The organism is Mycobacterium sp. TH-M106 (genome assembly GCF_057473765.1).
Window position 1 is genome coordinate 1 of record NZ_JBYCLE010000442.1, and the last position, 6,720, is coordinate 6,720.

Below are 6,720 nucleotides of genomic sequence, written 5' to 3' on the forward strand. Positions count from 1 at the left end.
CCAGGTCGACCACGCACGGAACTCCGGTGAAGTCCTGCATCAGCACCCGCGCGGGGGTGTAGGCGATCTCCCGGCCGTGCTCGGCGGCCGGGTCCCAAGCCGCCAGCGCCTCGACTTGCTCGGCGGTCACCAGGTGTCCGTCCTCGTTGCGCAGCAGGTTTTCCAACAGCACCTTCAGGCTGTACGGCAGCTGCGCCGAGCCGTCGATGCGGTCCAACCTCCGGATGTGGTAGCTGGTGCCGTCGACAGCGAACTGGTCTCGGGTTCCGAAACTGTCAAGGTTGCTGTCGCCAGCCATCGTGGACCCTCTCGCAGGTTGAATTCAGGTGGGCAGTGCCAGACCCAACCCTAGTCGCAACAACACTTGCCCCCGCCCGGGCCGCCTGAGATCCGGCATCGGTGGTACAGGTGGTACCAAGCGTCCCGGCCAGGCTCGCCTCGTCGCGGTCAGTGCTGAGCGGCAGCCCGCTCGAATACCGCCCGCTCGTCCGGGCAGTAGCTGTTGATCGCGGCACCGAGGAACTGCCAGGCCTGTACCTGGGTCGTGCCTCGCGGCAGGTTGGGCGTGATGAACCGGACCGAGGCGGCAGCGTCGGGGTCTCGGCCGGCGCGCAGGCGTTCGCACACGATCTTGCCCATCCACGCGTTGTAGTCCCGGGCACCGTAGATGCCATAGCCTTGCAGCTCGTGTGCGAAATTGGCGTCGACATCGGGGCCGGCCTGCGCCGGGGTCGCCAGTGCTGTCGGGGCCACCACGATCCCCGCCACGGCCGCAACCGCCGCGGCCAGCGTCATCGGCTTCATGGGCGGCAGTCTACCGAGCTCTGCGACGAGGTGCGCGAGGTGGCTCACAAGGCTACGTGATAATGAGCCGTGGTCATGAAACCGTGTCAACCCGCGGTGACATCGGCGCGCATTCCTCCTCCCCCCGAAGCGATTGCCGACGCGTTGCGGCCCAGCGCACTCAGCGGGTGCCGGTGGTCGACCAGACCGTACATGTCGATGTGAGTGTCGTAGCCCAGCAGGCGAAGGAAGTCGTCGGAAAAGGTCGCGGCGAGTTCCTTGGGGATTGCGAGATACTGGTTTTCCTGCTGGCGTAGCCACGAGCAGTTGTAGTTCACGTTCAATCCGAGGCGCGGTTGTTGCGCGTGGTTGGCCCCGCCGCCGTGAAACAGGCCCCCGTTCCACACCAGAACCGACCCGGGCTCCATCTCGGCGACCACTATCGGAGGGTCGTCGAGGACTTCGGTCGCTTCTTGACTGCCCGGCACCAGCCGGGTTGCGCCGTTGTCGGTGGTGAATTCGGTGATGGCCCACATGGTGTTGACGATCACCGGGGGATGGGGGCGAGCGATGGGAAACACCACGTCGTCCTGATGGAGGAACTGCGATGTCTCACCCGGATGGATCTCGATCGCGTTGACGATCGAGACTTGCGGCTGGCCGAGCGTGCCCCGGAGGAGCTCCAAGACGGTCGGGTGTGCGACAAGAGCGTCGACAGCACGAGTCTTGCCGAGGACGTTGTGGACACGCTTCGTCCGGTCGCCAAAAAATTCGCCCTTGGCCCAGGCTTGCTGTTCCAGAAGGCAGCGAAGCGCGGTGCGTACCTCCTGCAGCACCGAATTCGGAAGGACATCGCGAAGGATGACGTACCCGTCGGTCCGGAGTTGGTCGAGCGCTTGACTGTTCGGCATGACTCAGTAGGGGAAGAACACGTCCGTGGGATTCAGGAACGCGTGAAAGTCGGTCATGATGGGGATGTTCCCGAGGGGAGTCACCAAGGTGTCGGAGAGGGTGTCTGTGCCGTCGGGCGTCGTCGGTGCGATATCGGAGTAGTAGTTCTCGAAGCCGTTGCCGAGCTTGATGACGTCGTACACCGACCCGTCCGGCGGTGCGCTGGTGCCCGGCTCGGACTTGGTCACGAGGATTTCGGCGTTGGAAAAGCCCGACGTCTTGGTGATGACGTTGCTGTTGGCTTCGAACACCCCGGCCGACAGCGTGTCACTGGCGGCGGTGTCGAAGGATTCGCTCACGTGAACGCTGTTGAAAGAGGGCAGGAATCCGACCACCCCGGTCAACCCGGACACCGTGATGACCGTTGTCGGTTCCGACGAATCGTGGGAGAACCCGAAGAAAGCGAACGGTTCAGTGGGATCGAACCCGCTCGGATCGCCAGCGGAGGACCCTGCAGACGGGTCGACGGGGTAGGCCGGCGGATTCGACGCGGTATAGCGGAAGAACGAATTCGAAGGGTCGAAGTACGTGTGGATGTCGGTCATGATGGGGATGTTCCCGAAGGGCGTCACCACGATGTCGGTGAGCGTGTCCGCACCGCCGGGCGTCGTCGGTGCGATGTCGGAGTAGACATTCTCGAAGCCGAAGCCCGCGTGGTTGATCTCGTACACCGATCCGACAGGCGGAGCGCTGGAACCCGGATCGGAGCTGGTGACCAGGATTTCGGAGAAGCCGGGGCCCGAGCCATACGTCAGAACGTTGTTGTCCGCCTGAAACGATCCGGCCGCGAGCGCGTCAGTGGCGGCGGTGTCGAAGGATACGGTTTGGTGGATGCTCTGATAGAAAGGCGGGATCGCCGCTATGCCGTAGACCGTGTTCGGTTCGGAGGTGTCGGGGGAGAAGCCGAAGAACTTCGCGAAGATCGGGTCGAAAAAGGCGGAGGCGGCGGTGGTGGCGTCGGTGGAGGTGCCGGTCGTCAAGCCCGTGCCATGGTGCACCGGATCGGCGGGGTTGAAGAGGTAGAACGAGTTCGCCGGGTTCAGGAACGCGTGTAAGTCAGTCGGGAGGGGGATGTTCCCGAAGGGCGTCACCAAAGTGTCGGAGAGCGTGTCTGCCCCGCCGGGCGTCGTCGGCGCGATGTCGGTGTAGACATTCTCGAAGCCGAGCCCGATGTTGATGACGTCGTAGATCGATCCGACCGGTGGTGCGCTGGTGCCTGGGTCGGTGGTTGTGACGAGCATTTCCAGGCTGGCTGGGCCGAACGTGGTGGTGATGACTTCGTTGTTGACCTGGAATGTCCCGGCCGCCAGGGTGTGGGTGGCGGCGCTGTCGAAGGATTGGGACTGGTGAATGCTCTGGAAAATGGGCGGTTCTCCCGATACCCAGGTGACCGTCGTCGGTTCCGAGGTGTCGGGGGAGAAGCCGAAGAATTCCCGTAGCAGTGGGTCGAAAACGGCGGGGTCGGAGGCGTCGTCGGCGAACGCGGCGGCGATCGGGGCGATCGGGAGCAGTGCGATGGCCAACAGGCCGGCGGCGGCGCCGGGTGCGAGCGCGATACGGGAAGGACTCACCGGTGCGGCCCCCGATCTCAAGTGTGACGAGGCTCACTTAGAGAGCACAAAGCATACTCCCCGGTTCAGAACGCAGCGACGCGGCCGCTGGGCCTTGGCCCATTCTCGGGCCAGCGGCGCGAAGTCACGGCCAGGACCGGCCAGGACCGGACTTTAATACCCCGACGATTGGTAGGGTAATGGTATGCGAACTACCATCGATAAAGCCGGACGCGTCGTGATCCCTAAAACACTCCGCGAGCAGTCGGGCATCACCACCGGTGATGTCGAGATATCCCTCGATGGCGCTGCTATCCGCATCGAGAGCGTGGCGGCAGACGACCTCGTCGAAGAGGACGGGCTTCTCCTGCTACCTAGTGGCGGGCCAGAGCTCGACGCTGACACGGTGAGGGGATTGCGGCTTGCCGACCAGCGCTGAACATGTACTCGTCGACACCAGCGCGGCACTTGCACTGGCGCAGCGTGAGAACCCGTTTCACCTTGCCGCCAGAGCCAGGTTGCTCGAACGCCGGCGCGGGATTCGGAGACCGACATATCGCTTGCTCGGCGTCAACTACATTCTGCTGTAGGCTATTTCGAGATGACAACTGAACCCGCGCACTATACATGAGCAGCAACAGTTCACAGATCACTTTGCCGAGGTGCCACCCTTTCACCGGCATGGACGTCTGGGCGCTGCTGGCGAACAGGGCATCGAGCGAGCCGGACTCGGTTTTTTTGATCTGGCAACCGTTCGACCGCGAAGCGAAGCGTTGGACGTTCTCGCAGTTCCACACGCAGGCTCAACAGATCGCGGCAGGGCTACGAGACCGCGGTGTTTCAGCGGGCGAGCGGGTGATCATCCACCTGGAGAACTGCCCGGAATTCCTTTTGACGTGGTTCGCCTGCGCTGCCATCCATGCCGTCGCCGTAACGACAAACGTCCGGTCTGCTGCCGACGAGTTCGCATTTTTCGCCGCGGATTCGGAAGCCGTGGGTGCCGTGACTCAGCCACGGTATCGAGCGCTGGTCGAAGCAGCCCTCGGCACGGCATTCGTCGCCGTTGTCGACTCCGATCCGCACAGCGGCCGTGCAGATCGGCGTCGGCGTGCGGGCCTGCGATTCGACGATCTTCGAGGCGATCCGCAATCGCTGGTGTTGCCCCCTGCGGACCCAGCGGCTCCGCTGAGCATCCAATACACCTCTGGAACCACGTCGCGGCCGAAGGGTGTGCTGTGGACCCACGCCAACGGCTTGTGGGCGGGTCGCGTCAATGCCGCGCACGAGAACTTGCGTCGGGATGACTGCCACCTGGCTTACATGCCACTGTTCCACACCAACGCGATGGCCTACTCGGTGCTAGCGAGCCTGTGGGTCGGAGCGCGGACGGTGCTGCTCCCGAAATGGTCGTCAAGCCGTTTCTGGGACATCTCGCTCCACCACGGCTGCACCTGGCTGTCGTTGATACCGCTGTCGGCGCGGGCGGTGATGGCCAGCGACCCGCCGGCCGGGCACCGCTACCGCTGCTTCGGTGGACCCGACACCCCACTGCGGCATCGGGATGACGGCATCGATTACATCCCGTGGTGGGGGATGACAGAGACCATCAGCCACGGTTTCCTCGGCGACGGGCAACCCAGCTGCTTCGAGGGCATCATCGGCCGAGCCGCTCCCGAGTACCAAGTCAGGGTCATCGATGGCGACGGTCGACCGATCGGTCCAGGCGGGATCGGCCAGATCCTCATCCGGGGGGTGCGCGGGCTGTCGATGTTCGCCGGGTACTGGAACAATCCGTCCGCAGACGCCGAAGCTTTCGACTCGGACGGGTGGTTCAGCACAGGCGATCTGGTGCGCCACAACGAGGATGGCACTTTCACGTTCGTCGACCGCCTCAAAGACATGTTGAAGGTCGGTGGTGAGAACGTCGCCGCGTCAGAGATCGAACGGGTGGTGCTGACTGTTCCCGGGGTTCAGGAGGTCGCGGTGGTGGGCCAACCCGACGAAAAGCTCGACGAGGTTCCGGTGGCGTTCGTCATCGCCGAGAACAGTGACGAGCAGATCGCGACACGGGTGCTGGCACGCTGCACAGCAGACCTGGCCGACTTCAAGATCCCGCGCACCGTGCATCTGTTGCGCGCGATGCCCCGGTCCACGATCAACAAGGTCAACAAGAAGCAGCTCAAGGAACTGCTCGACAGTGGTCGTCCGTTCCGCCAAGCCGAGGACGAGTGGCTGGCCGAACAGGCCGTGGATCCGTCCGGAGACGCGGCGCAGCCTTCATGAGCGCTCGACAAGCGCTGTAATCCCAGGCCGCGGCTCGACTGTGTGCACTGCTTGGTCGTAGCGCCCTATCGTGGACACCGTGCGCAGGAACATCACCGAACTGCGCGGACCCGGGCCGCCGGATAGCGCCGCGACGATGGCCGCGCTCAAGGAGTGGAGCGCGGTGGTGCACGCGCTGCTGGACGGCCGCCAGACGGTGTTGCTGCGCAAGGGCGGAATTCACGAGAAGCGCTTCAATGTCGCGGCCGACGAATTCGTGCTGTTCCCGACGGTCGCGCACAGCCACGCACCGCGGGTCCGCCCCGCTCATCGCAACCTGCTTGCCGCCGCAGGAGCCGATAGCACTGATGACCGGGTGGTCATCCGCTCAGCCGCGAACATCGTTGCAGCAGTTCAGGTTAACCGACCGGAACGGTTGCAGGAAATCGAGGATCTGCATATTTGGACCGCCGACTCGGTACGCGAAGACCGATTGGACTTCCGGCCTAAACATCGCCTGACCGTCCTGGTGGTGCAGGCCGTCCCGCTATTGCCGCCGGTTTCGCTGAACCGCGCCCCGGAGTACGCCGGCTGCACCAGCTGGGTCCAGGTGCCGGTGCGGGCTGCACGGGGCTCGCCGATACACGACAACGCCACACTGAGCCGGGTCGCCGACCGGGTCCGAGACACCGTCGGCTAAGAGGCCGGGTCGACAAAAACGGCGTCTGCGTCGGCACGGTGCGGCCTAAAGTCGTTGGGGTGCTGATCTATTGACGCGGTGTGAAGATGCCCAGATCGTAGATGCCGAGACTTTTCTCGATGTCGGCGACTTTGTCGACCACCCCTTGAAAGCCGGCTTCACCGAATCGCCGGTGCTCGTCGTCTTCGAAAATCTCAGCGAGGTCGCGAAACTCCTGGGCGGGCACCACGTCGCGCAGCGTCGGGAAAACGACGGTGTCTTCGCGTGCCTCATGCGGCTCATACATCCGGATGAACGCCGACATGGTTTGCACCAGGGCTTCTCGCGCAGACTGACGGAGTTCAGCTGCTCCGGTGGTGGCGGCGAGGATCCGATCGGTTGTCGACGGCACGTGAAAACTGACCCCGGCGCGGCATCCGAATTCTGACCCCCTTGGTCCGGTTTCCTGGCTCTACCCGAGCTAGGAAGGACCAG

General features: G+C 64.0%; 6 protein-coding genes and 2 pseudogenes. 3 read left to right on the forward strand and 5 right to left on the reverse strand.

Annotated elements, in window-relative coordinates:
• From acnA to AC2VOP_RS15730, 4 genes and pseudogenes are all read right to left on the reverse strand, one after another.
• Window positions 1-298, reverse strand: a pseudogene (gene acnA / locus AC2VOP_RS15715) (aconitate hydratase); the annotation flags it as partial.
• A gap of 149 nt (window positions 299-447) precedes the next feature.
• Complete coding sequence (locus AC2VOP_RS15720) at window positions 448-804, reverse strand: DUF732 domain-containing protein (protein WP_486961851.1); 357 nt, start codon at window positions 802-804, stop codon at window positions 448-450.
• 86 nt (window positions 805-890) lie between these two features.
• A complete protein-coding gene (locus AC2VOP_RS15725; protein WP_486961852.1) occupies window positions 891-1,694 on the reverse strand; it encodes a phytanoyl-CoA dioxygenase family protein in 804 nt (267 codons plus the stop codon).
• 3 nt (window positions 1,695-1,697) lie between these two features.
• Window positions 1,698-3,305, reverse strand: coding sequence for a hypothetical protein (locus AC2VOP_RS15730; protein WP_486961853.1), 1,608 nt, complete (start codon window positions 3,303-3,305; stop codon window positions 1,698-1,700).
• A gap of 184 nt (window positions 3,306-3,489) precedes the next feature.
• Here AC2VOP_RS15730 and AC2VOP_RS15735 point away from each other — a divergent pair, with 184 nt between their 5' ends.
• From AC2VOP_RS15735 to AC2VOP_RS15745, 3 genes are all read left to right on the forward strand, one after another.
• On the forward strand, window positions 3,490-3,723 hold the full coding sequence (locus AC2VOP_RS15735; RefSeq protein WP_486961854.1) for an AbrB/MazE/SpoVT family DNA-binding domain-containing protein: 234 nt from the start codon (window positions 3,490-3,492) through the stop codon (window positions 3,721-3,723).
• A gap of 242 nt (window positions 3,724-3,965) precedes the next feature.
• Complete coding sequence (locus tag AC2VOP_RS15740) at window positions 3,966-5,567, forward strand: AMP-binding protein (protein WP_486961855.1); 1,602 nt, start codon at window positions 3,966-3,968, stop codon at window positions 5,565-5,567.
• 136 nt (window positions 5,568-5,703) lie between these two features.
• On the forward strand, window positions 5,704-6,246 hold the full coding sequence (locus AC2VOP_RS15745) for a DUF1802 family protein (protein ID WP_486961856.1): 543 nt from the start codon (window positions 5,704-5,706) through the stop codon (window positions 6,244-6,246).
• Between the two features lie 67 nt (window positions 6,247-6,313).
• Here AC2VOP_RS15745 and AC2VOP_RS15750 read toward each other — a convergent pair.
• Window positions 6,314-6,625 (reverse strand): annotated as a pseudogene (locus AC2VOP_RS15750) (hemerythrin domain-containing protein); the annotation flags it as partial.
• Window positions 6,626-6,720 lie beyond the last annotated feature (95 nt).

Excerpts from the sequence above, each read along its gene's own strand:
- AC2VOP_RS15720 (WP_486961851.1), bottom strand. The coding sequence starts at position 804 with ATGAAGCCGATGACGCTGGCCGCGGCGGTTGCGGCCGTGGCGGGGATC.
- AC2VOP_RS15725 (WP_486961852.1), bottom strand. The coding sequence starts at position 1,694 with ATGCCGAACAGTCAAGCGCTCGACCAACTCCGGACCGACGGGTACGTC.
- AC2VOP_RS15735 (WP_486961854.1), top strand. The coding sequence starts at position 3,490 with ATGCGAACTACCATCGATAAAGCCGGACGCGTCGTGATCCCTAAAACA.
- AC2VOP_RS15740 (WP_486961855.1), top strand. The coding sequence starts at position 3,966 with ATGGACGTCTGGGCGCTGCTGGCGAACAGGGCATCGAGCGAGCCGGAC.
- AC2VOP_RS15745 (WP_486961856.1), top strand. The coding sequence starts at position 5,704 with ATGGCCGCGCTCAAGGAGTGGAGCGCGGTGGTGCACGCGCTGCTGGAC.